This window comes from Mesorhizobium sp. M0088 (assembly GCF_040322895.1).
In the GTDB taxonomy this organism is placed as follows: Bacteria; Pseudomonadota; Alphaproteobacteria; order Rhizobiales; family Rhizobiaceae; genus Mesorhizobium.
In genome coordinates, this window is record NZ_JAMYUI010000001.1 from 535801 (window position 1) to 562308 (window position 26508).

General features: G+C 63.9%; 24 protein-coding genes and 1 pseudogene. 10 read left to right on the plus strand and 15 right to left on the minus strand.

Translation table 11 applies throughout. From position 1 onward, the window contains the following. Positions 1-27: 27 nt before the first annotated feature. From pheT to infC, 8 genes are all read right to left on the minus strand, one after another. Positions 28-2436: a phenylalanine--tRNA ligase subunit beta gene (gene pheT / locus NKJ67_RS02430; protein WP_352580300.1), complete on the minus strand. Its 2409-nt coding sequence runs from the start codon at positions 2434-2436 to the stop codon at positions 28-30. Then, positions 2433-2855 (minus strand): GFA family protein, encoded by a 423-nt coding sequence (locus NKJ67_RS02435; protein ID WP_127266806.1) that lies wholly within the window; start codon positions 2853-2855, stop codon positions 2433-2435. The genes pheT and NKJ67_RS02435 overlap by 4 nt, the downstream gene beginning before the upstream one ends. Beyond that, on the minus strand, positions 2852-3949 hold the full coding sequence (gene pheS / locus NKJ67_RS02440; protein ID WP_127266805.1) for a phenylalanine--tRNA ligase subunit alpha: 1098 nt from the start codon (positions 3947-3949) through the stop codon (positions 2852-2854). The genes NKJ67_RS02435 and pheS overlap by 4 nt, the downstream gene beginning before the upstream one ends. 141 nt (positions 3950-4090) lie before the next feature. Next, positions 4091-4492, minus strand: a complete 402-nt coding sequence (rplT, locus tag NKJ67_RS02445; protein WP_013528310.1) for a 50S ribosomal protein L20 — start codon at positions 4490-4492, stop codon at positions 4091-4093. Between the two features lie 145 nt (positions 4493-4637). Then, the gene (rpmI, locus tag NKJ67_RS02450; RefSeq protein WP_006201248.1) at positions 4638-4841 is read right to left on the minus strand and encodes a 50S ribosomal protein L35; all 204 of its coding nucleotides are present in this window, start codon (positions 4839-4841) and stop codon (positions 4638-4640) included. A gap of 182 nt (positions 4842-5023) precedes the next feature. Next, on the minus strand, positions 5024-5668 hold the full coding sequence (locus NKJ67_RS02455; protein WP_127380268.1) for a methyltransferase family protein: 645 nt from the start codon (positions 5666-5668) through the stop codon (positions 5024-5026). Between the two features lie 167 nt (positions 5669-5835). Beyond that, the gene (locus tag NKJ67_RS02460; protein WP_352580301.1) at positions 5836-6462 is read right to left on the minus strand and encodes a methyltransferase family protein; all 627 of its coding nucleotides are present in this window, start codon (positions 6460-6462) and stop codon (positions 5836-5838) included. A 128-nt stretch (positions 6463-6590) separates the two neighbouring features. Then, positions 6591-7127, minus strand: a complete 537-nt coding sequence (gene infC, locus NKJ67_RS02465; RefSeq protein WP_013528312.1) for a translation initiation factor IF-3 — start codon at positions 7125-7127, stop codon at positions 6591-6593. Positions 7128-7332: 205 nt separating this feature from the next. Between infC and NKJ67_RS02470 the strand changes: the two genes are divergently transcribed. The 4 genes from NKJ67_RS02470 (at position 7333) to NKJ67_RS02485 (ending at position 10704) form a co-directional block, all read left to right on the plus strand. Further along, positions 7333-8103 carry an alpha/beta hydrolase gene (locus NKJ67_RS02470; RefSeq protein ID WP_128364714.1) on the plus strand — a complete coding sequence of 257 codons (771 nt, stop codon included), beginning with the start codon at positions 7333-7335 and terminating at the stop codon, positions 8101-8103. Beyond that, positions 8103-9245, plus strand: coding sequence for a benzoate/H(+) symporter BenE family transporter (locus NKJ67_RS02475; RefSeq protein ID WP_352580302.1), 1143 nt, complete (start codon positions 8103-8105; stop codon positions 9243-9245). The genes NKJ67_RS02470 and NKJ67_RS02475 overlap by 1 nt, the downstream gene beginning before the upstream one ends. Before the next feature lie 118 nt (positions 9246-9363). Further along, positions 9364-9846, plus strand: coding sequence for a DUF2852 domain-containing protein (locus NKJ67_RS02480; RefSeq protein ID WP_127266800.1), 483 nt, complete (start codon positions 9364-9366; stop codon positions 9844-9846). A 99-nt stretch (positions 9847-9945) separates the two neighbouring features. Further along, entirely contained in the window at positions 9946-10704 is a 759-nt protein-coding gene (locus tag NKJ67_RS02485; RefSeq protein WP_013528316.1) for a M48 family metallopeptidase, read from the plus strand. A gap of 5 nt (positions 10705-10709) precedes the next feature. Here the strand turns inward: NKJ67_RS02485 and NKJ67_RS02490 are convergent, their stop codons facing one another. Further along, positions 10710-10928, minus strand: a complete 219-nt coding sequence (locus NKJ67_RS02490; RefSeq protein ID WP_352580303.1) for a hypothetical protein — start codon at positions 10926-10928, stop codon at positions 10710-10712. Between the two features lie 112 nt (positions 10929-11040). Between NKJ67_RS02490 and NKJ67_RS02495 the strand changes: the two genes are divergently transcribed. From NKJ67_RS02495 to NKJ67_RS02520, 6 genes are all read left to right on the plus strand, one after another. Next, positions 11041-11700, plus strand: a complete 660-nt coding sequence (locus tag NKJ67_RS02495) for a phosphoribosylanthranilate isomerase (RefSeq protein ID WP_128288418.1) — start codon at positions 11041-11043, stop codon at positions 11698-11700. A 92-nt stretch (positions 11701-11792) separates the two neighbouring features. After that, positions 11793-13013, plus strand: coding sequence for a tryptophan synthase subunit beta (trpB, locus tag NKJ67_RS02500; protein WP_127380276.1), 1221 nt, complete (start codon positions 11793-11795; stop codon positions 13011-13013). A 63-nt stretch (positions 13014-13076) separates the two neighbouring features. After that, positions 13077-13916, plus strand: a complete 840-nt coding sequence (gene trpA, locus NKJ67_RS02505; RefSeq protein ID WP_127269346.1) for a tryptophan synthase subunit alpha — start codon at positions 13077-13079, stop codon at positions 13914-13916. 45 nt (positions 13917-13961) lie between these two features. After that, entirely contained in the window at positions 13962-14888 is a 927-nt protein-coding gene (gene accD, locus NKJ67_RS02510; RefSeq protein ID WP_013528321.1) for an acetyl-CoA carboxylase, carboxyltransferase subunit beta, read from the plus strand. Between the two features lie 119 nt (positions 14889-15007). Beyond that, entirely contained in the window at positions 15008-16333 is a 1326-nt protein-coding gene (locus NKJ67_RS02515) for a bifunctional folylpolyglutamate synthase/dihydrofolate synthase (RefSeq protein WP_127301845.1), read from the plus strand. A 28-nt stretch (positions 16334-16361) separates the two neighbouring features. Further along, positions 16362-16781: a VOC family protein gene (locus NKJ67_RS02520; RefSeq protein WP_352580304.1), complete on the plus strand. Its 420-nt coding sequence runs from the start codon at positions 16362-16364 to the stop codon at positions 16779-16781. Between the two features lie 24 nt (positions 16782-16805). Here the strand turns inward: NKJ67_RS02520 and NKJ67_RS02525 are convergent. From NKJ67_RS02525 to tsaE, 6 genes and pseudogenes are all read right to left on the minus strand, one after another. Then, positions 16806-17086 (minus strand): annotated as a pseudogene (locus NKJ67_RS02525) (cupin domain-containing protein). A 131-nt stretch (positions 17087-17217) separates the two neighbouring features. Further along, the gene (trxA, locus tag NKJ67_RS02530; RefSeq protein WP_127268389.1) at positions 17218-17541 is read right to left on the minus strand and encodes a thioredoxin; all 324 of its coding nucleotides are present in this window, start codon (positions 17539-17541) and stop codon (positions 17218-17220) included. Between the two features lie 75 nt (positions 17542-17616). After that, positions 17617-21138, minus strand: a complete 3522-nt coding sequence (gene addA / locus NKJ67_RS02535; protein ID WP_352580305.1) for a double-strand break repair helicase AddA — start codon at positions 21136-21138, stop codon at positions 17617-17619. Then, complete coding sequence (gene addB, locus NKJ67_RS02540; protein WP_352580306.1) at positions 21135-24269, minus strand: double-strand break repair protein AddB; 3135 nt, start codon at positions 24267-24269, stop codon at positions 21135-21137. Before addB ends, addA begins: the two co-directional genes overlap by 4 nt. Next, entirely contained in the window at positions 24266-24994 is a 729-nt protein-coding gene (locus NKJ67_RS02545; RefSeq protein WP_352580308.1) for a nucleotidyltransferase family protein, read from the minus strand. The genes addB and NKJ67_RS02545 overlap by 4 nt, the downstream gene beginning before the upstream one ends. Continuing rightward, complete coding sequence (gene tsaE / locus NKJ67_RS02550) at positions 24991-26502, minus strand: tRNA (adenosine(37)-N6)-threonylcarbamoyltransferase complex ATPase subunit type 1 TsaE (protein WP_352580309.1); 1512 nt, start codon at positions 26500-26502, stop codon at positions 24991-24993. Before tsaE ends, NKJ67_RS02545 begins: the two co-directional genes overlap by 4 nt. Positions 26503-26508: the final 6 nt, after the last annotated feature.

The window sequence follows — 26508 nt, forward strand, 5'->3', positions numbered from 1 at the left end:
TCGCTAACAGTTCAGTCGCCTTGGGCGCTACGTCCTCAGAACGCCACCGGCCTGCTTACCGACATTCTCGACGATACGCTTGGCCAGTGCCTCGAAATCCTCGTCGGTCAGTGTCTTTTCAACCGGCTGGATCGACACTTCGATGGCGATCGATTTCTTGCCCTCGCCCAGCGAAGCGCCTTCGAAGATGTCGAAGACCGAGACGGCGGTGATGAGCTTCTTGTCGGCGGCGAGCGCCGCGCGCACCAGCGTGCCGGCCTCGACCGTTTTGTCGACGACGAAAGCGAAGTCGCGCTTGACCGCCTGGAAGGGGGACAGTTCCAGTTTCGGCTTGGTTTTCGTCGGCTTGGCCTTCGGCTCGGGCACGGCATCGACAAACACTTCGAAGCCGCACAGCGGGCCGGAAACATCGAGGCCTTCCAGCGTCTTCGGGTGGAATTCGCCGAAGGTGCCGAGCACGGTTTTCGGACCGAGCTTGATCGTGCCGGAACGGCCGGGATGATACCAGGCCGGGCCGCCGGCCTCGATCTGCAGCCGGTCGGCAGGCGCACCGCAGGCTTCCAGTGCGGCGATCGCGTCGGCCTTGGCGTCGAACACGCCGACCGGGCCTGAATTGCCGGCCCAGTTGCGGCCTGAGCCGTCGAGCTTGGCGGTGCCGCGGCGCACGCCGGCGGCCACGCGCCGTTGCTGGTCGGCGCCGTCGCCCTCATAGGTGCCCGAGACTTCGAACAGCGCCACGTCGCCGATACCCTTGTCGGCATTGCGCTGGGCAGCAGCGATCAGGCCCGGCAGCAGCGAGGGCCGCATGTCGGACATGTCGGCGGCGATCGGGTTGGCGAGCTTCAGCGCGGTCTGGCCGCCGCCGAACAGCTCGGCGTGCTTGGCCGGAATGAACGACCAGGTGACGGCCTCCATCATGCCGCGCACGGCGAGCGCTCGCTTGGCGGTGCGGGTACGGACCTGTAGCGTGGTGAGGATCCTGGCGTTGACCGCGTCATGCGCACCGAGCGGCTGCGGCGCGATGTTGTCGACGCCGTGGATGCGCATGACTTCCTCGACCAGGTCTGCCTTGCCATCGACGTCGGGGCGCCAGGACGGCACGGCGACATCGACGACATCGCCCGATCCCTCCAGCTTGAAGCCGAGGCGCGACAGGATGTCGAGGCTTTCCGCCTTGGGAACCTCGATGCCGGTCAGCCTCTTCACTTCCGAAAGCGGGAAGGAAACGATCTTCGGCTTGTGGCCGGCATAACCGACGACTTCCATTTCGGTCGGCGTGCCGCCGCAGAAATCGAGCACCAGTTTCGTTGCCAGCTCGACGCCGGGAACCATGAATTCGGGGTCCACCCCGCGCTCGAAACGGTAACGCGCGTCGGTGATGATGCCGAGCGTGCGGCCGGTGCGCGCCGTGGTGATCGGATCCCAAAGGGCGGATTCGATCAGCACATCTGATGTGTTCTCGTCGCAGCCCGAATGCTCGCCGCCCATGATGCCGGCGATGGACTCGACGCCGTTGTCATCCGCGATGACGCACATTTCCGGCGTCAGCGTGTATTCGCGGCCATCGAGCGCCTGCACCTTTTCACCATCGCGCGCGCGGCGCACGACGAGATTGCCGGCAACCTTGCTGGCGTCGAACACATGCAGCGGGCGGCCGCGGTCGAAGGTGACGTAATTGGTGATGTCGACCAGCGCGCTGATCGGCCTCAGCCCGATGGCGATCAGCCGCTGCTGCAGCCATTTTGGCGACGGCCCATTCTTGACGCCCTTGACCAGCCTGAGCGCGAAGCCGGGACAGAGCTCCGGCGCTTCGATCGTTACCTTGACCGGACACATGCCGTTGCCGACATGCGGCATGATGGCGCCGCCGACGAGGCGGCCAAGCCCGCTCGCCGCCAGATCCCTGGCGATGCCGTAGACGCTGGTCGCATCCGGCCGGTTCGGCGTCAAATTGATCTCGATGACCGGATCGTCGATGTGCGCATAGGCAGCGAAGCTGGTGCCGACAGGCGCATCCTCAGGCAGGTCGATGATGCCGTTGTGCTCGTCGGACAGTTCCAGCTCGCGCTCGGAACACATCATGCCATGGCTTTCGACCCCCCTGATCTTGCCGACCGTCAGCGTCACGTCGATGCCGGGCACATAGGTGCCGGGCGCGGCAAAGGCGCCGATCAGGCCGGCCCGCGCATTGGGCGCGCCGCAGACGACCTGCACGGGTGGCTTGCCGTTGCCCGTATCGACGGTCAGCACGCGCAGCCGGTCGGCATCGGGGTGCTGCACCGCCGTCAACACCCTGGCTATGACGAAGGGTTTCAGGCTCGACTTGTCGTCGACATGCTCGACTTCGAGGCCGATCGAGGTCAGCCGCTCGACGATCTCGTCAAGCGTGGCATCGGTCTCTAGGTGGTCCTTGAGCCAGGAGAGGGTGAATTTCATGGGACTGTTCCGTCTGGTCTTTTGACGCTTGTTTTCAGATGTCTCGGCAGGTCGTCGGATATATGCAGGAAGGCAAGCTGTTCGCTGACATAGGCATGCTGCGTCGGCTCAAAATCGGCCGGCGCATCCATGGCGCCGAGCATGAAGTAGATGTCGTCCTCCAGCCGCTCGTCGACATAGGCGATGGGTGAGCCGCAGGTGCCGCAGAAGGAGCGCGTCACCGGGCCGTTCTCATACATCTTCAGCGCCTTGCCGGTGAACGCGACCTGATCGACCAGGAAGCCGACAAAGGCCGACATCGGCGCGCCGCTGGCCCGCCGGCAATCGCCGCAATGGCAATAGCTGACGTGATGCGGTTCGACTGATGCCTCGAACCGCACGGCGCCGCAGCGGCAGCCGCCGGCATAGGGCGCTGTCATGCGCTCAGGCCTCCGAACAGCGTCGGCATGTCGAGCGGCCTGAACCCGTAATGCGACAGCCAGCGCACGTCGGCATCGAAGAAGGCGCGCAGGTCCGGCATGCCGTATTTCAGCATGGCGATACGGTCTATGCCCATCCCCCAGGCAAAGCCCTGATATTCGTCCGGATCGAGCCCGCCATGGCGCAGCACGTTGGGGTGCACCATGCCGCAGCCGAGGATCTCCATCCAGTCGGAGCCTTCGCCGAAGCGCACTTCGCCGGGCCTGGAGCGGTCACACTGGATATCGACCTCGAGGCTCGGTTCGGTGAACGGGAAGAAGGACGGCCGGAAGCGCATCTTGACCTGCGGCACCTCGAAGAAGGCCTTGCAGAACTCCTCCAGCACCCACTTCATGTTGGCGACGTTGGCCGTCTTGTCGATCACCAGCCCCTCGACCTGATGGAACATCGGCGAGTGGGTGGCATCCGAATCCTGCCGGTAGGTCTTGCCCGGAATGACGATGCGGATCGGCGGCTTCTTCGTCTCCATGGTGCGGATCTGCACCGGCGAAGTGTGGGTGCGCAAAAGCTTGCGCTCGCCCTTCTCGTCCGGCTGGAAGAAGAAGGTGTCGTGCATTTCGCGCGCCGGATGGCCTTCTGGGAAATTCAGCGCGGTGAAATTGTAGTAATCGGTCTCGATATCGGGACCTTCGGCGATGGAAAATCCGAGGTCGCCGAAGATCGCCGCAATCTCGTCGATGACCTGGCTGATCGGGTGTATACGGCCGCGCTCAGCCGGCGACTGCCGCACCGGCAGCGTCACATCGACCTTTTCGGCGGCGAGGCGCACGGTGATCGCCACATCTTTGAGCTCAGCCTTGCGGGCAGTCAGCGCGTCGGTGACGCGGTTCTTGAGGCCGTTGATGGCCGGGCCTTTGACCTGACGCTCCTCGGCGGTCATCGCGCCAAGTGTCTTCAGCATCTCGGACACGGCGCCCTTCTTGCCGAAAGCAGCGATGCGCACGGCCTCGATGGCCGGCTCATCGGCGGCCGAGGCGATTTCGGCCAGAAGTGAGTTTTCAAGCGTATCCAGGCCAGTGGTTGCGTCGTTCACGGTCAAAACTCGCTACGTTGGAAATCAGCTCTAAGTGAAAGTCACTTTTAAGTTGAAGTTCAGGCAAAAGAAAAACCCGCGCCAGCCGTGCCAGCGCGGGTTCCCCAAATCAGAATTGCGAATGCTTGGGAAGCGCTGGTCTTAGGCGACAGCGCTTTCAAAAGCGTTCGGCGTGGTGTTCTTCAGATATTCGAGCGCCACCTTGGCCTTGGCGACCAGGGCTGCGAAAGCCTGCGGCTCATGGATGGCCATGTCCGACAGGATCTTGCGATCGATCTCGATGCCCGACTTGTTGAGGCCGTCGATGAAACGGCCATAGGTCAGGCCATGCTCGTGCGTCGCGGCGTTGATGCGCTGGATCCACAGCGCGCGGAACGAGCGCTTGCGGTTCTTGCGGTCGCGGTAAGCGTACTGCAGCGACTTTTCCACCGCCTGCTTGGCGATGCGGATGGTGTTCTTGCGGCGGCCGTAGAAGCCTTTCGCGGCTTTCAGGACCTTCTTGTGCTTGGCGTGCGAGGTGACGCCTCTTTTTACGCGTGCCATGTCATGATCTCCTTAAAAGCAATTCCAGGAAAAGTGCCTTGCGGTTTTCCGTTCGGAATTGCGTAAAACAAATGCGTGTCCAGACCGAATGCCTTATTTGAGCGGGATGTTATCCAAAAAGTCTGCAACTTTTTGGCATCACGCCTTAGAGGCCGTTCGGCAGAAAATTCTTGATGACCTTCTTGCCATCCGGTTCAGCCAGAACCATCGTGCCGCGGGCATTTCGAATGAACTTGTTGGAACGCTTGATCATGCCGTGACGCTTGCCGGCAGCAGCCGACAGGACTTTACCCGTACCTGTGATCTTGAACCGCTTCTTGGCGGCCGATTTGGTCTTCATCTTGGGCATTTTGCTACTCCGTATTGTTGGCGCACTATCGCGCTTCTTGTTCGCTTCGGGCCGACCAAAGCCCGAAAAGCAAATGAAACCGCCACGGCATGCCCTGCCGGGCGGTTTTCTTGAACGGCGGTCCTATACGTTAAAGACGGCCCGCGCGCAACACCTGTGGAGATGCGGCGCTGTGTCCTTGGTCAGGGCAGCGTGAACCAGACCGGCAACATGCCTGACAGCTGGGCTCCGTCTATCAGTTCGAAGGCCGGCAGGGCGATGAGAAACACCAGGCCGTCGAGCAGCGTGGTCAGCAGCAGCCGAGGCTTGAAGCTGCCCGTGTCGCCCTCCTGGTAGAGCGACAGCTTCGGGAAGAAGCGCGGCACCTTCTCCAGATAGGCCTGGTACGGCGCGCCGAGCGCTTCCTTGAGGAACTTCTCTTCGCGCAGGATGACGATGTGGAAGGCACCCGCGCACAGCAGCGCAAAGAGGATGATGCCGGAGAACGAGCCGATCTGGGCGCCGACGCCGGCCGCGGCCACGGTCGAGAACACATACAGTGGGTTGCGGGTGATCGAGTAAGGCCCGCCGGTCACCACCTCGGAAGATTTGCGCCCGCCTATGTAGAGCGTCGCCCAAAGGCGCCCGACGATGCCGAGGAAAATCAGCAGCACGCCGAACATTTCGATCGACTCATGCACCCAGGTTTCAGGCGGAAAACTCGATTGGCCGAACAGTAGTGCCAGAAACAGCACCACCACCAGCACCGCAAGCACCATGCGGCGCATATGCTGGTAGTTGCCCAGCCCGTGTGCCTCGACGGGCGCAGACTTGATTTCATTGACCATGGCGGAATCCGATCGTCGAAAAACTTGCCGGCGATCGCAGCTTCTGGCCAAGGAAACAGGGCCCCGCCGATCGTTGGGATGACTTGCAGGATAATTCAGGCGGATTTAATGCATGTCGCCTCTTTGACTGCCTATCGCCGCTCAATACAGCGACTGCCTATCGCCGCTCAATACAGCCAGAAGAGGACGGGAATTACACCGCTTTCCTGTCCGGACTCGATGAGTTCGAAAAACGGTATGGAAACCAGAAACATCAAGCCGTCGCGCAGCGTGTGATTGAAGATGCGCGGTGTGAAGGTGACCTTGGCCTGATCGCGATAAAGCCGGGGATTGGGAAAAAAACGCGGCACCCGTGCGACGTAGTCCTTGTACGGCGCCCCGAGCACGGGCGCCAAATGCCGTTCCTCGCGCAGCGTGACGATGTGGAACGCGGCCGCGCACAAAACCGCCGACGCTACCGCGACGATCGCGCTGCCGGTCTGGGTGCCGATGCCGACGGCCGCTACGGTGGAGAAAAAATACAGCGGGTTACGCATCACCGAATATGGGCCGGTCGTAACCACTTCGGCCGACTTGCGGCCGCCGATATAGAGGATCGACCAGAGCCGGCCGCCGATCCCGATCAGTATCAGGGCGATCCCGTGCGCCTCTATGCGTTCGTGGGTTAGTTCATCGTGCGGGGAGCCGCCGAAGATCAGCAAAGCGCAAAAAGCACCGATTAGCAGCGCCAGCAGGACGCGCCGGCGCCGCTGATAGCGGCCCATTTCACTCGTAGAACGTGCCGCAGCGGTCATGGGAGAATCCTTTCGCCGCGAGGACCGGCAACCAGAATCCTTGTCGATGCAACTTGCGGAGAAATCATGGCGAAGACAAAACAAACAAAAGGCCGCCGAAGCGGCCTTTGCTTTTGACGGGGATCGCTCTAGCGCGGCGACAGCACCATCATCATCTGGCGGCCTTCGAGCTTCGGTTCCGCCTCGACCTTGGCGATCGTCGCCACTTCCTCGCGGACCTTGTTCAGAAGCTGCATGCCGAGTTCCATATGCGCCATCTCGCGGCCACGGAAGCGCAGCGTCAGCTTGACCTTGTCGCCTTCCTCGAAGAAGCGGCGAACCGCCTTCATCTTGGTCTCGTAGTCATGGCTGTCGATGTTCGGGCGCATCTTGATCTCCTTGATCTCGATGACCTTCTGGTTCTTGCGCGCCTCGGCCGCCTTCTTCTGGTTAGCGTATTTCAGTTTGCCGAGATCGAGTATCTTGACGACGGGGGGCACCGCATTGGGCGATATCTCGACGAGATCGAGCCCAGCCTCTTCGGCGAGCAGCAATGCGTCGTTGATGGAAACATCGCCGCGGTTCTGGCCTTCGGCGTCGATAAGCTGGACCCGGGGAACCCGGATGTCACGGTTGGAGCGCGGGCCATCCTTGGTCGGCGCCGCTGCTTTGAAAGGTCTGCGAATGGTCGTGGTCTCCTTGGCCGTTTCGTTCAGGGTCTGTCAGTGTTGATGCATGGACGCGCCAATGTGGTGAGCGCGCGGGCGGAGTCAATAGCACAGCATTGACAGAAAATCACCCTGATCGCTGCTCTGCACCAAACAAACAACATCGTGAGCACTTTTCGCCACGCCACCGTCCGTGTCACAAGACCGGCGTTGAGGAAAAGCCATGACTGCCACGCCCCCAATCTTTCTGGATGTAGATGGATCGCGCATCGCGGTGCGCCATACTGCTGGCTCTACGCCGGGCATCGTCTGGCTCGGCGGTTACAAGTCCGACATGCTGGGCACGAAGGCTCAGACGCTGTCGGACTGGGCGGCAAAAGAAGGCCGCGCCTTCCTGCGCCACGATTATTCCGGCCATGGCGAATCCGGCGGCGCCTTTGCCGACGGCACGATTTCGACATGGCTTGCGCAAAGCCTTGCCGTGTTCCGGCATTTCACCCGGGGCAGCCAGGTCCTGGTCGGCTCCTCGATGGGCGCCTGGATCGCGCTGCGCATGGTGCAGGAATTGCGCAAGGCAGGCGATAGCAACGTCGCCGGCCTGGTGCTGCTGGCGCCGGCCCCGGATTTCACCGCCGAACTGGTCGAACCGGTGCTGACCAAGGCGCAGAAGCGCGATCTCGCCAAAAAAGGTTTCTTCGAAGAGCCGTCGGACTATTCCACGGAACCCTACATCTACACCCGCGCGCTGATCGAGGACGGGCGCGACAACCGGGTTATGACAGGCCCGATCGACACCCATTGCCCGGTGCACATCCTGCAGGGCCTGGCCGATGCAGATGTGCCGGCAAGCCATGCGCTGAAGCTGGTCAGCTTGCTGCCCGCCGACGACGTGACACTGTCACTGATCCCCGACGGCGACCATCGCCTGTCGCGACCCCAAGATCTCGACATGCTGGTACGGGCCGTCGATGCGATGGTGCAGAGGGGAAACTGATGCGCGCATCCATTCCGATATCCGCTTTCGTCGCGGCGATCGTCGGCTTCGGCGGCACGCTGGCCATCGTCATCGCAGCCGCCACCGCAGTCGGTGCGACGCAGATAGAGACGGCAAGCTGGGTGACGACGATCTGCCTGGCCATGGCGATCGAGAGCCTGTGGCTGTCATGGCGCACGAAGATGCCTGTCATCACCGCATGGTCGACGCCGGGCCTGGCGCTGATCGCGGCATCGAGCGGCTTTTCGATGAGCGAGGCCGTCGCCGCCTTCATCGTCACCGGCGTCCTTCTGGTCGCCACAGGGCTGTTTCGGCCCCTGACCAAGCTGATCTCGAGGATACCGCCCTCGGTCGCCTCGGGCATGTTGGCCGGTATCGTCGTCACCTTCGCGCTAAATGCGGTGAAGACCATTCCGGTCGACCCATGGCTGATCCTGCCGCTGATCGCCGCCTTCTTCGTTATCAGGCTGTTCAACCCGGCGCTGTCGGTGCTGGCGGTTCTGATCGGCGGTGGCCTCGCCGCTTTCCTCACCGGCCGCGTCGGTGGCCTGCCGACACCGGAACTGTCGACGCTTACGCTGATTGCGCCTGACTTCACCACCAAGGCGGTGATCGGCCTGGCACTGCCGCTCTACCTCGTCACCATGGCGTCGCAAAACCTGTCCGGCCTCGCCGTGCTGCGCGCCGCCGGCTATCACCCGGAGCCCGGCCCGCTGATCGGCGTCACGGGCCTGTTTTCGTTGCTGTCGGCGCCGTTCGGCGGCTCGACGACCAATCTGGCGGCGATCTCGGCGGCGATCTGCACCGGACCGGACGTCCACCCCGATCCCGCCGAGCGCTGGAAGACCGGGCCGTTCTATGCGCTCGCCTATCTTATCTTTGCGATTTTCGGCGCTTCGCTGGTGGCGATCTTCGCGGTGCTGCCGCAGAGCCTGATCGTGCTGGTGGCAGGCCTGGCGCTGATGGCGTCGCTCGCCAACGCGCTGTCTATCGCGCTGAAGGAAGAGGCGGATCGCATGGCCGCCACCGTCACCTTTGTCGTCACCGCGTCGGGTCTGACGCTGTTCGGCGTTGGCGCCGCATTCTGGGGCCTGATTGCCGGGCTGGTCGTGCTTTTCCTCGATATGATCAAAAAGCGATAATCATTTCAGATGCTTGTCCGGATTTGGCGGACATTGTCTTGAATCGCCGTTTTTCTCTTCCCATTTCGATTCCACGCAGCCCGGATTTGGCTGTCTCCAACCGAAGGAATGGGAGAAAATGAACGCATCCGCATTGATCCGTCCGGCCTGGACGCCGGCAACCATCGCGTTGATGGTTGTAGGTTTCATGGTGTTCTGGCCACTCGGCTTCGCCATGCTCGCCTACATCATCTGGGGCGACCGCCTCGATGGCTTCAAGCGTGACGTCAATCGCGCGACCGACGGCATTTTCGCCGGCTGCCGCCGCGGTTCCGACAAGGCCGCGCGCTGGGGCAATGGCTCCGCCCGCACCGGCAACGTCGCTTTCGACGACTGGCGCGAAAAGGAACTTGAGCGGCTGAACGAAGAGCGCCGCAAGCTCGACGAGATGCTGACCCAGTTCGACGAGTATGCCCGCGAATTGCGCCGCGCCAAGGACCAGGACGAGTTCGACCGGTTCATGGCCAACCGCAACAAGTCGACGGCTCCGACGAAGACCGATCCAAGCACCGGAACGACGACCACCAAGCGTGGCAAGGGCTCGAACCTGCTTGACGACTGAGGCCAAGCGACTGGCCACATCGTGAAAAACGGCGTCGCGCGAGCGGCGCCGTTTCTTTTTTGTTCTAGTCGTTTTTCTCGAATCGCGTATCGTCCCGCCATGACTCTCGGCTTCTTTCGCAATCTGACAAAGCCCAAGCCCACGCCTGTCGTGGAGCGCGAATATTGCGTCGCCGGCCGCACGCTGCCGCTCAAGATCGTCGAGAGCGCCAGGGCGCGCCGAATGACGCTGCGCATCGATTCAGGCGGCCAGGGTCTACGCATAACCGTGCCGCCAGGCCTGCGCCGCGGCGAAGTGGACAGGTTCCTCGAGCGGCACCAGGACTGGCTGGAGCAGCGACTGGCCAAGGTGCCGACGCGGCCGCAGGTGCGGCCCGGCATCAGGATCCCGGTGCGCGGCGTGCCGCACCGCATCGTCCATGAACCATCAAAGCGCGGCACCGTCACCGTGTCGCGCGACGAACGTGGCCCGCTCTTGATCGTGCATGGCGACCGCATACATCTGCCGCGTCGCCTCGCCGATTTCCTCAAGCGCGAGGCCAAGAAGGAAATCGAGAAGCTGGTGGCCAAACACACCGAGGCGCTCGGCAAGCGCGCCAAGGCTATCCGCTTCAAGGACACATCAAGCCGCTGGGGGTCATGCACCTCCGAAGGCAATCTGTCCTTTTCCTGGCGCATCATGATGGCGCCGTCGCCGGTCATCAACTACCTCGTCGCGCATGAAGTGGCGCATCTCAAGGAGATGAACCACGGTCCGAAATTCTGGAAATTGTGCGAAAAGCTCTGCCCCGACACCGATCGCTGCAAGGACTGGCTGAAGCGCAATGGCGGTGCGCTGCAGGCGATCATGTTCGAGTAGATCGCTCAGTCGTCGTTGGCGGCGTTCAAGTCCTCAGGCCGTAGCCCCTCATCCTCATGATGCGGCCACGGCAGGAAATTGCCGTCGAATTCATCGCCGCCGAAATAGTCGAGCGCGCGGTGCGCCTCGGCGCCGTTGAAGGCGGCCTTGTCGATCAGGTGCGCGATGACCTCGCGCGCCTGCGCGATCTTCTGCCTGAGTTCGGCAATTGTCCTGTCGGTCATGATCGTGCTCCCGCCATGTGTCCTATTCATCCATAGGTAGCGCCTTTGGCCGCGCCGGCAAACAGTATGCTTTTTCTCGACTCTTATCGCTTTTCATGCCAATTCCCGCGCCATGGCACTCGACATCAAGATCTGCGGCTTGAAGACCGACGCGGCAATGGCTGCGGCGCTGGCCGGCGGCGCCAGCCATGTCGGGTTTATCTTCTTCGCCAAAAGCCCACGCTATGTCGAACCCGCCGAGGCTGGCCGTCTGCGCGAGGCGGCGCGCGGCAAAGCGACGGCGGTTGCCGTCACCGTCGATGCCAGCGACGCTTTCCTGGATGAAATCGTTGCCCAAATGCAGCCCGACATGCTGCAACTGCATGGCGCGGAAACGCCCGAGCGCGTGGCCGAGGTCAAAGCCCGTTATGGTTTGCCGGTGATGAAGGCGCTGCCGCTCAGCGAGGCCGCCGATCTCGAACGGATAAAGCCATTCATTGGCATATCAGACCGGTTCCTGTTCGACGCCAAGCCGCCGAAAGGCTCAGAACTGCCGGGCGGCAATGGTGTTGCCTTCGATTGGCGCATTCTTGTCGGCCTTGACGGCGGCGTCGATTACATGCTTTCCGGTGGGCTCAACGCCGCCAATATCGGCGATGCCCTTCGGCTTGCCGACCCGCCCGGAATAGACATTTCCTCAGGCGTGGAAAGCGCACCGGGCGTCAAGGATCCGGCGCTGATCGAACAGTTTTTCCGGGCCGTCAGGACCGCGCGGAACACCCGCGCAGCCTAGTAGTGCCTTAAACCAGAGCATGTCCCGGAAAAGTGGGAACCGGTTTTCCGACAAGGACATGCTTCATAAGTCAAGATGCCAGGAGATCGGCGATGAACAAGCCGGCGACACCCAATTCCTTCCGCACCGGACCCGACGAACAAGGCATGTTCGGCATTTTCGGCGGTCGTTTCGTTGCCGAAACGCTGATGCCGTTGATCCTCGATCTGGAACGGCATTGGAACGAGGTCAAGAACGATGCGGATTTCAGGGCTGAGTTGACGGACCTGTCGACCCATTATGCCGGGCGACCCTCGAAGCTCTATTTCGCCGAAGGCCTCACGAAGCATCTCGGCGGCGCAAAGGTCTATTTCAAGCGCGAGGATTTGAACCACACCGGTTCGCACAAGATCAACAACTGCCTGGGCCAGATCCTGCTGGCCAAGCGCATGGGCAAGAAGCGCATCATCGCCGAGACCGGTGCCGGCCAGCACGGCGTGGCGTCGGCCACGGTCGCGGCCCGCTTCGGCTTCCCCTGCGTCGTCTATATGGGCGCCACCGACGTCGCCCGGCAAAGCCCCAACGTCTTCCGCATGAAGCTGCTGGGCGCCGAAGTGCGGCCGGTGACCGCTGGTCACGGCACGCTGAAGGACGCCATGAACGAGGCGTTGCGCGACTGGGTGACCAATGTCGAGGACACCTATTACCTGATCGGCACCGCCGCCGGCCCGCATCCCTATCCGGAGCTGGTGCGCGACTTCCAGTCGGTAATCGGCACCGAAGCGCGGGCGCAGATCCTCGAGCAGGAAGGCCGGCTGCCGGACACCATCATCGCCGCTGTCGGCGGTGGTTCGAACGCCATCGGCCTGTTCCATCCCTTCCTCGACGACAAAGAGGTCCGCATCATCGGCATCGAGGCCGGCGGACGCGGCCTTGACGGCATCGAGCATTGCGCCTCGATGAATGCCGGCGCGCCGGGCGTGCTGCATGGCAACCGCACCTATCTCCTGCAGAACGCCGACGGACAGATCATGGACGGCCATTCTATCTCGGCCGGTCTCGATTATCCCGGCGTCGGCCCCGAGCATTCCTGGCTGCGCGATTCAGGCCGCGTCGAATACGTGCCGATCCTCGACGACGAGGCGCTGGAGGCCTTCAAGCTGACGACGCGCGTCGAAGGCATCATCCCGGCGCTGGAATCCGCGCATGCCATTGCGCATGCGGTGAAGATCGTGCCCGCCATGGACAAGGACCAGATCGTCATCGTCAACCTGTCCGGCCGTGGCGACAAGGACGTGCATACGGTGGCCTCGATGCTGGGTATGGAGATCTAGGCCCCTTTGGACAGTTTCGATTTGGGAGTTGATTATGAGCAAAATTCGTCCAAAGGGCCAGACATGGTGACCCGCATCGACCGCCGCATGGCAAAACTGAAAGCCGAAGGCCGCCCGGCGCTCGTCACCTATTTCATGGGCGGCGACCCTGACTACGACACCTCCTTGTCGATTATGAAGGCACTGCCCAAGGCCGGCGCCGACATCATCGAGCTCGGCATGCCGTTTTCCGACCCGATGGCCGACGGCCCGGCGATCCAGGCGGCGGGCCTGCGGGCGCTGAAGGGCGGCCAGACGCTGGTCAAGACGCTGAAGATGGCGGCCGACTTCCGGACCAGTGACAATGAAACGCCGATCGTGCTGATGGGCTACTACAATCCGATCTACATCTATGGCGTCGACCGCTTCCTCAAGGACGCGATCGCCAGCGGCATTGACGGGCTGATCGTCGTCGACCTGCCGCCCGAGATGGACGAGGAACTGTGCATTCCGGCGCTCAAGGCCGGCATCAATTTCATCCGGCTGGCGACACCGACGACCGACGACAAGCGCCTGCCGAAAGTGCTGCAGAACACGTCGGGCTTCGTCTACTATGTGTCGATGACCGGCATCACCGGCTCGGCGCTGGCCGACACCGGCAAGGTGGCGGCGGCGGTCAAGCGCATCAAGGGCCACACCGACCTGCCGGTCTGCGTCGGCTTCGGCGTCAAGACCGCCGAGCAGGCCCGGGTGATCGGCGCCAATGCCGACGGTGTCGTCGTCGGCACCGCGATCGTCAATGCGGTTGCCAATGTGCTGGGACCGAAGGGCGAAAAGACCGCCGATCCGGCCGAAGCCGTCGCCACGCTGGTCAGCGGCCTTGCGCAAGGCGTGCGTTCGGCCCGCCTTGCTGCTGCCGAATAGTTCTCCTACCTCTTCCCAATCCTCGTCAGGACAGGAGCCGAAGCGATGAACTGGATCACCAATTACGTTCGCCCGAAGATCAATTCGATGCTCGGCCGGCGCACCGACATGCCCGAGAACCTCTGGATCAAGGATCCGGAGACCGGCGAGATGGTGTTCCACAAGGACCTGGAATCCAACCAGTTCGTCATTCCGTCGTCCGGCCATCACATGAAGATCTCGGCCAAGGAGCGGCTGAAATTCTTCTTCGATGGCGGCAAATACGAGACCCTGGACAACCCCAAGGTGATGCAGGATCCGCTGAAATTCCGCGACGAGAAGCGCTATGTCGACCGGTTGAAGGACGCCAAGGCCAAGACCGGCCTTGAGGACGCGATCATCAATGCGCTGGGCACCGTCGAGGGTCTGCCGGTGGTGGTCACGGTGCAGGATTTCGCCTTCATGGGCGGCTCGCTCGGCATGGCCGCTGGCGACGCCATCGTGCATGGCTTCGAAGTGGCCCTGCAGCGCAAGCGGCCGCTGATCCTGTTCGCCGCTTCCGGCGGCGCGCGCATGCAGGAAGGTATTTTGTCCCTGATGCAATTGCCGCGGACAACGGTTGGTGTCGACCGGCTGAAGGAAGCCGGCCTGCCCTACATCGTCGTTTTGACCAACCCGACCACGGGCGGCGTGACCGCCTCCTATGCCATGCTGGGCGACGTGCACATTGCCGAGCCCGGCGCGCTGATCGGCTTTGCCGGACCGCGCGTCATCGAACAGACGATCCGCGAGAAATTGCCCGACGGCTTCCAGCGCTCCGAATATCTGATGGAGCACGGCATGGTCGACATGGTCGTATCCAGGCTGGAAATGCGTGAAACGATCGCGCGCCTGCTCAAGATGCTGCTCAAGCTGCCGGAAGAGCAAAAAACGCTGGAGCCGGAAATCCTGCCCCCGGCGGTGGTCGCCGCGGAAGCTCGGCCGCAAGCCTGAAGCGACACGAAGCGCCGCGACCGCGATTGCACGGGTGCTTCGGCGCGCTGTAGCTTTTGATTGCCATGGCCATCCGAAACCGATTCTGGTTTTCACGGCTCATGCGCTAGGATTCTGCCATGACGACGCTTGCCGCCGACCGCGAAATCGAAGCCCTGATGGCGCTTCATCCGAAAGGCTTCGACCTTTCGCTCGACCGCATTTCGCGGCTGCTGGAGCGGCTTGACGATCCGCAGGATCGGCTGCCACCGGTCATCCACATCGCCGGCACCAACGGCAAAGGCTCGTGCGCCGCCTTTTCGCGCGCCCTGCTCGAGGCAGCGGACTACCGCGTCCATGTTCACACCTCGCCGCATCTGGTCAACTGGTATGAGCGTTACCGGCTGGCCGCCGATGGCGGCGGCAGGCTGGTCGAGGACAGGGTTTTCGCCGATGCTATTGCCCGTGCGGCCAGAGCCAATGAAGGCGAGAAGATCACCGTCTTCGAGATCCTCACCGCCGTCACCTTCCTCTTGTTTTCCGAACACCAGGCCGACGCCGCCATCATCGAGGTCGGGCTCGGCGGCCGCTTCGACGCGACCAATGTCGTCAAGGAGCCGGCCGTGTCAGTGATCATGCCGGTGTCGCTCGACCACGAGGCCTATCTCGGGGACCGTGTCGAACTGATCGCGGCCGAAAAGGCCGGTATTATCAAGCCCGGCTGTCCGGTGGTCATCGGCGCGCAGGAGAGCGAAACGGCGCTGCAGGTGCTGATCGAAACCGCCGAGCGGCTTGAATGCCCCACCTTCGTCTACGGCCAGGACTTCCTTGCCTTCGAGGAAAACGGCCGCATGGTCTACCAGGACGAAGACGGCTTGATGGACCTGCCACCGCCCAGGCTGCCCGGACGCCATCAGTTCGCCAATGCGGCGGCGGCGATCGCTGCGGTCAAGGCGGCCGGTTTCGAGATCAGCCATCGCGCCGCCGAAAAGGCGATGATCAATGTCGCCTGGCCAGGGCGTATGCAGAAGCTGATGCAGGGCCGGCTGGCCGAACTGGCACCCAAGGGCGCCGATATCTGGCTCGACGGTGGCCACAATCCGGGGGCCGGCGTGGTGGTTGCCGAAGCGTTGGCCGAGCAGGAAGAGAAGAACCCGCGTCCGCTGTTCCTCATCTCGGGCATGATCAACACCAAGGACCAGAGCGGCTATTTCCGTGCCTTCAAGGGCCTCGCCCGGCATGTCTACACGGTGCCGGTGAGCCTTAGCGAGGCCGGCGTGCCAAACGACGAACTGGCGGTCCGCGCGACGGAAGCCGGGCTGACCGCCGAGCCGGTGAGTTCCGTCGCCAGCGCGCTGATGCTGTTGCGCGACACCTGGGACGGCCCGGCGCCACGCATCCTGATCAGCGGTTCGTTGTATCTGACCGGCGCGGTGCTGGCCGAGAACGGCACCCCGCCGACCTGAAGGCGGATTTTTCTGCGAGGAGCCAGTCATGATCAAGGTCAAGCAACTCGCCCATGTCTGCATCTTCGCCAACGACCTTGAAGCGACACGAAGCTTCTATCGCGACGTGCTGGGCATGGACACCCGCTTCAATTTCCTGCGTGACGGCAAGATTTTCGGGTTCTACCTCGATTGCGGCGGCGGCAGCCATGTCGAGGTGTTCGGGAAAAACGAGGCCCGCTATGGCGACCTGAACCAGATCAACCACTTCTGCCTAGAAGTGGAGAACATTGATGCCGCGATCGCCCACATCAGGTCGAAAGGTGTCGACGTCACCTCAAAGAAACTGGCCTGCGATGACACATTTCAGGCCTGGATCCGCGATCCAAACGACGTGAAAATCGAGTTGTTCAAGTATACCGAAAAAAGTGCACAATTCGCCGGCGGCGACCGCATAGCCGACTGGTGAAAAGCGCCTGCCAGCCCTGACGGCTTACTTCAGCTCGATCTCGATAAAGGCGTATTCGCCTTCATTGGCGTTGATGACGTCATGTTCGACGCCCTCTTTGCGGAAATAGGGCGCGCCCTCTTCATCTCGGCGAAGGTCTCGCCGTCCTTGGTCAACAGCTTCACCTTGCCGTCCATCAGCGGCACGACGACATAGTCGTGGCCGTGGCGATGCCAGCCGGTGTTTTCGCCCGGCGCGAAGCGGTACTCGGTGACGATAACGCGCTCATTGTCGATGAAGACGGTGGCCTTGGCGGATCCGGTCATGGGTTTCTCCTGTCTGGCTCAAGCAGATGACATGGAGTGGCCGGACGCGAGAGCCAGAACCACGCACCGATGACGCCAACAAAAAGCCCGGCGCGAGGCCGGGCTTGATGGTCATATGAATTTCAGATGGATCAGGCGAGATTGCCATTGATCCAGTGCGACAGCGCCGTCTTGGGCGCCGCACCGACCTTCTTGTCGGCCATTTCGCCGCCCTTGAAGATCATCAGCGTCGGGATCGAGCGCACGCCGAACTGGGCGGCAAGCTCCGGATTCTCGTCGATGTTGAGCTTGGCGATCTTCACCTTGGCGCCGAGTTCGGTGGCAATGTCTTCGAGCGCCGGCGCGATCATCTTGCAGGGACCGCACCATTCCGCCCAGAAATCGACGACGACCGGTACGTTGGCGTCAAGCACGTCGGCCTGGAAGTTGCTCTTGTCGACCTTCACGGTTGCCATATGGAAAATCCTTTTGAAAGTTTTTGTCCCACCAAATGTGGTGGTGATCGCGCCCTTCTTCAAGCAGGTGTTGTGTCACGCTCCCGTGAGTCGGGCAAGGGCGTCGTCCATGGCACCGGCCGGCAGCTCGATCAGCCGCGGCGCCTCGGTGAACAGCAGGGCCGCCTTGACCGTGCGGCCGGGATAGAGCGGCTGCAACAGGGCGCGATAGAGCGCGAGCTGGAGCAGGTAGGCCGGCGGCACCTCGGCCAGAGTGGAGGGCGCCGGCCGGTTGGTCTTGTAGTCGACGATCGAGACCGTGTCCGACGTCACCGCCAAACGGTCGATCTTGCCGGAAATCGAGCGCTTTTTGCCCTTGATCTCCAGGTTGCCCATGATCGCGACCTCGGCACGTGACGATGGTGCAAACAGCTGACCGAAGCCGACGTCGGCAAGGATTGATGTGACCGACGCCAGGGCTTTTTCGCGCTCTGACGGCGGCCAGTCCGCGCCCGTTCGCAAGAGATAGCGCTCCGCCGCGCGCTGGCGTTCGGGCTCGGCAATGCCGGGCAGCATCTGCAGCAGTTTGTGCAGGGCAAGCCCGCGCAGCACCGCAAAACCCGGCTCGGCATCGGCGTCGAGCACCGGCGACGCCTTGTCGACCACAGCTTCCTTGCCTTCGTCTATCAGCGCCGCAGCACCGGATGGCGACAGCGGACGCGGCAGATCCTCGAAGGGGGGCAAGGGCCGGAACAAGGTCGCCGGCAGAGGTCCGAAAGCATCCGTCGGCCGCGCCTGTTCGCCGGAAGCCAGTGCGACCGGCGGCAGTTTGGTCACATGGAAACGATGCACCGGCTCGCCTCCGGCGGGATGCGCACGCTGCTCGCTTTCCGGCGCACCGATCAACGCGCGGCTGACGATCGAATGCCAGGTGCCGGCGTTCGGCGCCCGCTTGCCGTGATAGCCGCAGACGATCAGCCGGTCCTCGGCACGGGTCATGCCGACATAGAGCAGCCGGCGGTATTCGTCGTCGGCGAGTTCCCGTGCCCGCGCCGCCGCTGCTTTGGAAAAGCCGTTGGCGACGTCGCTGGCAGAGCGCCAGAGATAGCCCTTGCCGTCCCAATTCGCGCCGGAGCCATCGAAGGGCATCAGGCGCGGCAGATGCTGGTCGCTGAACGGGGCGGAACCGCCATCGACCAGGAACACGACCGGCGCTTCCAGCCCCTTGGCGGCATGCACGGTCATGACCCGGACCTCGTCGCGGGTCTGGTCCATCTCGCGCTTGATCTCGGGACCGGCGTTTTCCAGCGTCGACAGGAAGGCTTCAAGCCCCGGCAGGCCGGTCCGTTCCTCGGCCAGGCAGAAGCTGAGGAACTCGTCGAGGATGTCGCCGGCTTCGGGCCCGAGCCGCGCGATCATCTTCCGGCGCACGCCATCGCGTGCCAGCAGCCCGGCGTAGAACTCGAACACCGGTTTGAAGGCGGCCTCGTTCGTCCAGATGTCGACCTGGGCGACGATCTTCGCCAGTCTCTCGCTGTCGCCGGCGTGCTGTCGCAGCGACGCGATCAGCGACAAGCCGGACGGCCTCTGCGCGGCGAGCGTGAAAAGCGCCTCTTCCTGCAGATCGAAGATCGGGCTGCGCAGCACGGCGGCGAGCGACAGATCGTCCTGCGGCTGGATGAGGAGGTGACCGAGCGCAATCAGGTCCTTGACCGCGATGTGCCCGGGCAGGCTCAGCCGGTCGGCGCCGGCAACCGGAATGTCGCGCCGTTTCAAGGCACGGGTCAGCGCGTGGACGAAGCGATCGCGCTTGCGCACCAGCACCAGCACGTCGCCCGGCCGCAGCCGCTTGCCGCGGCCTTCGACGATTTCGCCACTGCCGATCCAGCCGGCGATGGTGGCGGCGACGTTCTCGGCCACGCGCACCGCCGGCGCATGCGCATGATCGATGGCTTGCGTCCAGTCGTCGGGCTCGTCGACCACATCGGCGCCTACTGACGGCCACACCTCGACATAGCCCGGTGCGTCGGTGCGGATCGCCTGATGGCGCAGCGGATCGGGATCATGGCTGATGCCGCGCCGCACGCTCGCGTCGGCAAAGACGCGGTCGACCGCGGTCAGAACATCGTCGGTCGAGCGGAACGACCAGGTCAGCTTGAGGTCGGCAAAGGACGCCTCGGCGTCGCGCACCCGTCCGGCGAACAACAGCCGGCTGTCGGCGAAGGAGTCCGGGGCGGCACCCTGGAACGAATAGATCGACTGCTTCTCGTCGCCGACGGCGAAGACCGTGCGATGGACCCTGTCGCGCGCGCCAAAGCCGGCAAAGAATTCTTCCGCCAGCCGTTTCACCACTTCCCATTGGTCCGGACTGGTGTCCTGCGCCTCGTCGAGCAGGATATGGTCGATGCCCTGATCAAGCTTGTATTGCACCCAGGGGCCGGCGTCTGGCCGCGCCAGCAGGTTGACGGTGCGGGTGATCAGGTCGTTGAAATCGAGAAAGCCGCGGCTGCGCTTCAGCATTTCGTAGCGGGCGATCAGCCAGTCGGCGATGGTCAGCGCCGCTCTTGTACCCTCCAGCATCCGGAACAGGGCCAGCCGGTCGGTGGTTTCGACGATGGCATTGGCGGCCGAGAGATAGCGCTCCGCCAGATCCGGCAGCCGGTCGACCAGAGCCTTCTTGAAGGCCTTTGCCGGGTCGTAGGCGTCGCCATCGGTCTTGAGGAAGGCTCGCGCCAGCAGTTGCAGGCGCCGAATGGGATCGCCCTCGGCGAAAGCCTGCCGCGCATAGGGCAGGATGTTGTTCAGCACCGATCTGGCGTCGGTGGCCTCGGCTGCGTGGGCGAAGCCGGAAAAATAGTCGGGCAGGAAACCCGGCAACGGCCATACCGAAGCGGCTATGCCCTCGGCCGTCTGGCCTGGATGGAAATGGAATTCGTCGAACAAGGCCTGGAAGCGCGTGCCGTCACCACGCCCGACGGCGTCGATGAAATTGCGCAGGCCGTCGCGCTTGCGCACGATCTCACCCAGCAAGGCGTCGAGCCCGGCTTCGCCGCCCCGATCGAGAATGGCGGCAAAAGCCTCGGCCAGATCCCTGTCGCCGGCGGATGTGCCGGAGATCATGTCGCGGCGCGCCGCGGCAAACAGCGAGGCTTCCATCTGGCCGTCGAGCATCTCGAAATGGGCCGGGATGTTGGCCTCCAGCGGAAACTGGTGCAGCACCGATTCGCAGAAGGCATGGATGGTCTGGATCTTCAGCCCGCCGGGTGTTTCCAGCGCCTCGGCGAACAGGCGCCGCGCCCGGCGCATGGTCTCGAGATCGGACCGGCGGCCTTCCAGAGCCTCGACCTTTGCCGCAAGGTCGGCGTCACCGAGCGTGGTCCATTCCGACAGTGTCGAGAACACCCGGTTGGACATGTTAGCGGCGGCGGCGCGCGTATAGGTCAGGCACAGGATCTTCGACGGATCGGTGCCGCGCAGCAGCAGCCGGATAACGCGCTGGGCCAGCACATGGGTCTTGCCGGATCCGGCATTCGCCGACACCCAGGCGGAATTGCCGGGATCGGCGGCGCGGGCCTGGCTGGTCGCGGTGTCGCTGGGGATGGGATAGGCCTTTTTCATGCCTCCCCTCCCTCGTCGCCGGCATCGCCGCCTGCCGACCATTCGAGCACGCGGGCAAGATGGTCGTAGTCGCCATCAGTCTCGCCTTCGCGGAACGGCAGCGCGCGCGACAGATAACCCGTCGCAGGATCGGCATAGTGGATCAACAGCTTTTCCAGCCGCGCCCAGGCCTCTTCGGCAAGATCGGTCGCGGTCCGCGGCTGGCGATTGTGTTCGAGGATGGATTCCTCGAACACCTCGCCATTCGGCTTCAGCCTGATGAAGGCCAGTTGAGAGGGCTCGCGTACGCCCAGATCCTTGAAGGCGCCGCGCCTGAGCAGCGCACCCTCCAGCGCCAGTTGCGGCGCAAGCAGTGTGTGCGCCTGCGCCTTGGACGGCGAGGAACCGGTCTTGTAATCCAGTATGTCGGCCATGCCGCCGGCCAGCAGATCGACCCGGTCGGCGTAGCCGGACAGAGTCACGCCGGATTGGCCGACGACAGTCTTGCCGGCGCGCTCCTCGGCATGGCGCCTTGTCACTGCATCGGCGCGCGTGCGCTCCCACTCGATGATGTTGGCGGCGAGTTTCTCGAAACGTGGCCACCACACCGCCTCGACATCGGCCGGAAGGGCCGCTTCGGCGAAACAGGCGCGGCCTGCAGCGATAAGGCCGGCAAGCGCATCGGGGGTGCGCGGATCGGCGACACTGCCTGAGAACAGGTGCAGGATGGCGTGAAACAGCGTGCCGCGCTCGGCCGCACCGGGGTCGCGGATGACCTGATCGAGCGGCATCAGGCCAAGGATGCGTCTCGCATAGACAGCGTAGGGGTCACGGCGCAGGGTCTCGATCTCGGTGACCGAGAAATGCGTCGGGCGCACCGACAGCGGCGGCTTCGGCTGCGGCCGTGGCGCGAAATCCTGCCTTGGGCCGGTATCCAGCGCGCGCGCCCAGGCGAGCAGTTCGTCGCCACGCCGGCGCAGCTCCGCTGCCTGGTCGCTGCCGATGAAGGTCAGCAGCCGCTGCAGCCAGCGCGACGGCACGGCGGGGGCGTCGCCGGCACGCGCCGAGCGGGACAGCACCACTTTCCCAGCGCCCATGGCCATCTGGAAATCATGCGCGGCAAGGCCGATGCGCCGCTCGGGCGGTTCGAGGTCGATACCGGTCTTCATCAGCCGCGACATGAAGCGGTCGCTCTCGGGCTTGCGCGGCCATACGCCCTCGTTGAGCCCGCCGATGACCAGCGTGTCGACGGTCTGCAATCGGGCTTCCAGCGCACCCCAGATGGCGATGTTCCGGTCGGTGCCCTGTGCCGGCTTGACCGTTTCAGGCGCGATCAGCGCCGCCATGATATCGGGCCACTCGGTCGCCGCGAAGGACAGTGAAGCCGAAGCCGAGACCAGCCCGCGCAGCAGTTCGGCAAGCTTTTCACCGGCGTCAGCGGCATAGAGCTCGCCAAGACCACCGTCGGCGGTGCGGCCGAGATTTTCGAGTGTGGCGACGCTGGCCCTGACAAGCGCGGCAAGGTCGGCATCGTCCCGGCCGCGGAAGGCTGCGAGCGGCGCCAGCGCCTGCTTGAGACGTTCAAGCAAATTCCGGGCAGTTTCGATGGAGCGCACGGTCAGTCGGGAAAACCAGAAGGGCTGTCGACTGCCGCCGCCCAGGCCGGTGAGGCGGGCCTCGAACAGTTCCGGTAGCGAAACGATGTCTGGGCGGCCGGTGCCGCCGCGCAGCGCCACCAGCTCGACCAGTTCCGCCGCGTGGCGCACATCGGCCCGTTCGAGGCCGAGGCCAAGCAGCGGATGCTTGAGCAGCGACAACAGGCCGACCGGATCGCCTGGCCTGAACAATGCCTCGAGCGCCAGCCTGAGCAGGCTGGCCGCCGGGGTGTTGGCGAGCGGCGTGCCACCGGAATCGTCGGCGGCGACGCCGAAGCGCTGGAGCTCGATCGAGACGCGCCGCGCCAGCGCGCGGTCGCCGGTGACGAGAGCCGCCCTTTGGCCGGGCTGTTCGACCGCGCGCTTGAGCGCGACGGCGATGGCGACAGCTTCATCACGTTCGCTGGCAGCTTCGAGCAAGGTCACCCCGGCGAAGGCGCCGGCAATGTCGGACGCCGGGAAACCGGCACGTGTCTCGGCCCAGAGTTCGGTGGTTTCGGCCGGCCGCAGCGCTTCGCCGACAAGGGCGGCGCGAAGCGCAAGTCGCGGTTCGGCCACGCCAATCTCCTCGACGTCGCCGCGCAATACGCCGATCTTGCCTATCAGCCTGGCCAGGCCATATTGCGGGTGGCCGAGCACAGCTGGACGCGCGCCGGGCGCGGCAATCGCCTGGAATGACGCTTCGTCCAGCGTTCGGTCGAGACCCGGCAGCACAATGGCGCCGCCGGGCAGGCGCGCGATGGCGGCAAGCAGTTCAGCCGTGGCGGGGATCGAGCCGGTCGAGCCCGCGGCGATGACCGGGCCAGCGGGCGGATTGCGCTGCAGCCGCGCCGCCTCGGCGCGGATCAGCGCGCTGCGATGCGCGGCCGGATTGGAGCGGTCGCTTTCCGCGAGGAATTTCGGCCAGGCTTCGGTGACGATGCCGAGGAATTCGAGGGTCACCTGCCACCACCCGGCAAGGTTGCCGGTCACCAGATCGGTGAGCTTGGCCCAGTCGGTGCCTTCCGTCTCGATCTCGTCCATCAGCCGGGCGAGATCGCGCGCCAGCCAGATCGCGTCGGCGGTGGAAGCCGGGATGACGATCTCCTCGGCAAAGAGGGCGGCGACATGTGCCGGCAGCCGGCGTTTCCAGGCGCGCACCAGCGGCGTCAGCAGCAACAGGCGTTCGGTTGCCGAAATCGGCGGCGCGAGATCGATGGCCGCCGATGCCTCGGTCTCGAACGCGGCCTCATCCTCGTCGAACTCGCCCAGTGGCCGGATGACCGGCAGGATCGCCGAGCCGCCGCCGCCGCGTGCCGCCAGGCTGTCGACGAAGACACCCCGCAAGGCACGCGCGGCACGGCGTGTCGGCACATAGATGGTGACATCGGCCAAAGCGAGCGGGTCGCCGTCAAATCGAAACCCCGGAACAAGGCGACCGGCAAGCAGCGCCTCGGCAAGCGTCGGCAGAAACGGCGCTCCGGGCGGGATCGAGAAAACGCGGCTGGAGCCGCTCATTGCGACTCGATGAGCGCACCGGCGACCGCCGCTTCCGCGAGCGGTACGGCATCGGGCGTGCCGACAGTGATCCAGTGGCCATGCATGGGCATGCCGAACAGGCGGCCGGCCGCGATGGCGGAATCGAAATAGGCGTTGAGCGAGTGCGGCCCGGCCGGTGCGCCTTTGAACAGGCGCGGGTGTACGATCGCCGCCCCGGCATAGATCAGCCCCGCCGGGTCGCCTTTCGAACGCCGCAAGCCGCCATCCGGCGCCACCAGGAAATCGGTGCTGCCGCAGTGTCCGGTCGCCTGTTGGAGATCCGCCAGCATCAGCAGAATATCCATTTTCGCCGCGTCCCATGCAAGGGCGAGGCGCTGGAGATTGAGAGGACCGTCATCGATCCAGAACGTGTCGGCGTTGAGGATGTAGAAGGGCTGTCCACCCAGTTCCGGCAGCGCCTTGACGATACCGCCGGCGGAATCGAGCAGTTTTTCGCTCTCGTCGGAAATGATGATTTTTGGTGCGCGGCGCGCGGCGACGTGGTCGACGATCTGTTCGGGGAAGTAGTGGACGTTGACCACGGCCTTCGCGACGCCGGCGGCGGCCAGGCTGTCGAGGCTCCAGTCGAGCAACGTCTTGCCGGCAATCTTGACCAGTGGCTTGGGGATGGTGTCGGTGATCGGCCGCATGCGTTTGCCAAGCCCGGCTGCGAGTACGATGGCGGTGTCCGGTCTTGCTGTCACAGCGCTCGCTCCTCCAGCAAACCCTGGGTGTCGTAGAACTCGCGCAGGCTTGCCAGCGCCGGATGAGACAACGCCCGGCGCAGATAGTCGCGAATGCGCGGCAGGTGCTTCAGATAGTAGGGCTTGCCGTCGCGTTTTTCGAGGCGGACGAAGATGCCGAGGATCTTGGAGTTTCGCTGCGCCGCCATGATGGCGTAGGACTCCAGGAAGCTTGCCTCGTCGAAAGCCCCGGCTGCGTGGCGCGCCGCGACATAGGCATCCAGCGTCTGTTTCTCGATCTCGGGCGAGATGGTGACCCGCGCGTCCATGGCGAGTGAGGCGACGTCATAGGCGGAAGGGCCGATCAGCGCATCCTGGAAATCGACAATGCCCAATCGATCATGCCCTGAACGGTCGCCGCGCCAGATGATGTTGGGCGAATGGAAGTCGCGCAGCATCAGCGTGACCTCGCGGCCTTGCAGCCGGTCGAGGAGCGCGTTCCATTCCCTGTGGTAACCGGCGCGCAAGCTGTCACTTGGCGGGCCGCCCGATATCGCCGGCACGTACCAGTCGACCAGCAGATCGGCTTCGATCATCATGGCGTCGCGGTCGAAAGGCGGCAAATCGTGGAAGCCGCCTTGCCCTGTTTCCAGGCGCTGCGGCCAGGCCCTGCCGTGCATCATGGCCAGCAGCTCGGCCGCCGCTGCGCAACGCTCGGCCAGCGGCTGGCCATCGCCGCCGAGGAAACCTTCGGAACCAAGATGTTCGAGCAGCAGGAAACCTTGCTCCTGGTCCTCGGCATGGATTTGCGGAACGCTGACGCCACCTTCCTTCAAGGCGCGGTCGATGGCGACGAAGGCGGAGACCGACTGAGCGGTATGCGCGATCTCGGCATAGGGCTTGCCGTCGCGCACAGGCGGACCGAGAACCAGCCGCGGCGAGTTCATCAAGACCCGAGGCTTTTGGTCCGGCAACGAAACGATCTCGTAGGAGCGGGCCGAAGCATCGCCGATGAAATGGCGGCGCTGCGCTTCCCCCCAGCCGGCGTTCACAAGAAAGTCGCGCATGGCCAGCGATCGTGCCGCCCGATCGAAGGCATCACCCTGGCCTGACAATCGCGCCAGCCGGCCGTCGCCATGCTGGACGAGCTCGATCAGGACCGTGGTTTTCGGCAGATGGGCTTCCGCCCGTTCCGGCCATTCGACCAAAGCAGCACCCTGCGCCAGGGCTTCGTCGAACCCAAGCTCATTGATCTCGTCCGCCGAGGACAGGCGGTAGAGATCGAAATGATGGACCGGAATGCGGGTGTCGTAGCTCTGCACCAGCGTGAAGGTCGGGCTCGGAACGTCGAGGCTCGCATCGTCGGCCAGGGTCCTGATCAAGGCCCGCGCCAGCGTCGACTTGCCGGCGCCGAGATCGCCCTTGAGGGCAAGCACGTCACCCGGGCGCAGCGACAGCGCCAGATCTTCGCCCAGCCGCGCTGTTTGTGTCTCGTCGGCGAGTAATCGCTCCAGCACCAGTCCGGTCATCGAACG